Here is a 1,410-nt window from a genome sequence, read left to right on the forward strand (position 1 = left end):
CCCCGAACCGGACGTGCACCTTTCAGCGCATCCGGCTCTCCATTTAAATGCTGGCGAACACCATTGCCACTTCTGTAAAGCGCGATGTATACGTGTTTCTGGTTTCCGTCCTCAGATAGGGATTACCTTCGGGTAGCCGCCAGCGGAACAGCTTCTTGCCTTGCCCCACCAACCGGTACAGTATTTCGCCGCTGAGCTTGCCGTGATTGGTTTTACCAAATAAAACCCACGTTTTGCTCTGACCCGGTTTCGGTGATTTACACCACCACCTCATCAGGGAAGCGATACCTGTACGGTATTTGCGGGCCAGCCAGTGAGCCAGCTTCCAGAACACGATACTGTCGATATAACTGAAGACTTTGGCTTTAAAATCAACGAACTGGTAGAACGCGGCCCAGCCTTTCAGTTTCCGGTTGAGTTGTTCAGCCATATCGACTTTGCTTTCACTGTAATTGCCTGATAACAGTGCTGTCAGCGATGCGCCGAAGTTTCTGGCTTTCTCCATCGGGATCGTCGAGACCACCCGCATATCACCGTAACGACTGCGTTTGCGGATGATCCTGTGACCCAGAAAGATAAAACCGTCATTGACATGGGTGATCCTGGTCTTGTCCATGTTCAGCCTGAGCTTCAGGCTGTCTTCGAGCACGCTGCGACACTCCTCCCTGATGGCTTCTGCCTGTGCTTTAGTGCCTTTGACGAGGAGCACAAAATCATCGGCATAGCGGCAGTACGCCACTGCAGGTTTCCATTGCCAGTTTTCTCTGACCGCAGTACTTCGGCCCCGCTGGATACTGTTATTCCAGTACCAGCGATCCTTTCTGGCTTTCCCGCTCAGGTAGCGTTCATGCAGATACTGATCGAACTCATTCAGCATGATATTCGACAGCAGCGGCGATATTACGCCACCTTGCGGCACGCCTTCACTGGCTGCCCGAAAGAGACCGACATCAACATGTCCCGCCTTGATTGTTTTCCACAGCAGAGTAATGAAACGTGCGTCGCTGATCCTGCGGCGCACGGCCTTCATCAGCAGTCGATGATGTACTGTGTCAAAGTAACTGGACAGGTCGCCTTCAATCACCCAGCGTCCCCGTGTTTCCCCACAGTCGGTGAGCTGTAATTTCACCGTGCGGATCGCGTGGTGGACACTGCGTTCAGGCCGGAAGCCATACGAGAGTGTATGAAAATCACTCTCCCATATCGGCTCCATCGCCATCAGCATGGCCCGCTGAACAATACGATCCCGCAACGCAGGAATACCCAGTGGTCGCAGTTTGCCGTTGCTTTTAGGGATGTAAACCCGTCTGGCAGGCAAGGGCTGGTAGTGACCTGAGAGTAATTCATCCCTGAGGATTTGCAGCTCAACAGCCAGTCTGGCCTGTAGCATTGTTTTGTTCACGCCATCAA

The 1,410-nt window shown here is 52.9% G+C and carries 1 protein-coding gene; it reads right to left on the reverse strand.

The features are described 5' to 3' along the window. Positions 1-43: 43 nt before the first annotated feature. A partial coding sequence (gene ltrA, locus ACJ8MK_RS25975) for a group II intron reverse transcriptase/maturase (RefSeq protein WP_442518125.1) occupies positions 44-1,410 on the reverse strand: 1,367 nt, incomplete at its 5' end.

Origin of the sequence: Serratia sp. CY38905 (assembly GCF_052168875.1) — a bacterium.
Taxonomy (GTDB): Bacteria; Pseudomonadota; Gammaproteobacteria; order Enterobacterales; family Enterobacteriaceae; genus Serratia; species Serratia sarumanii.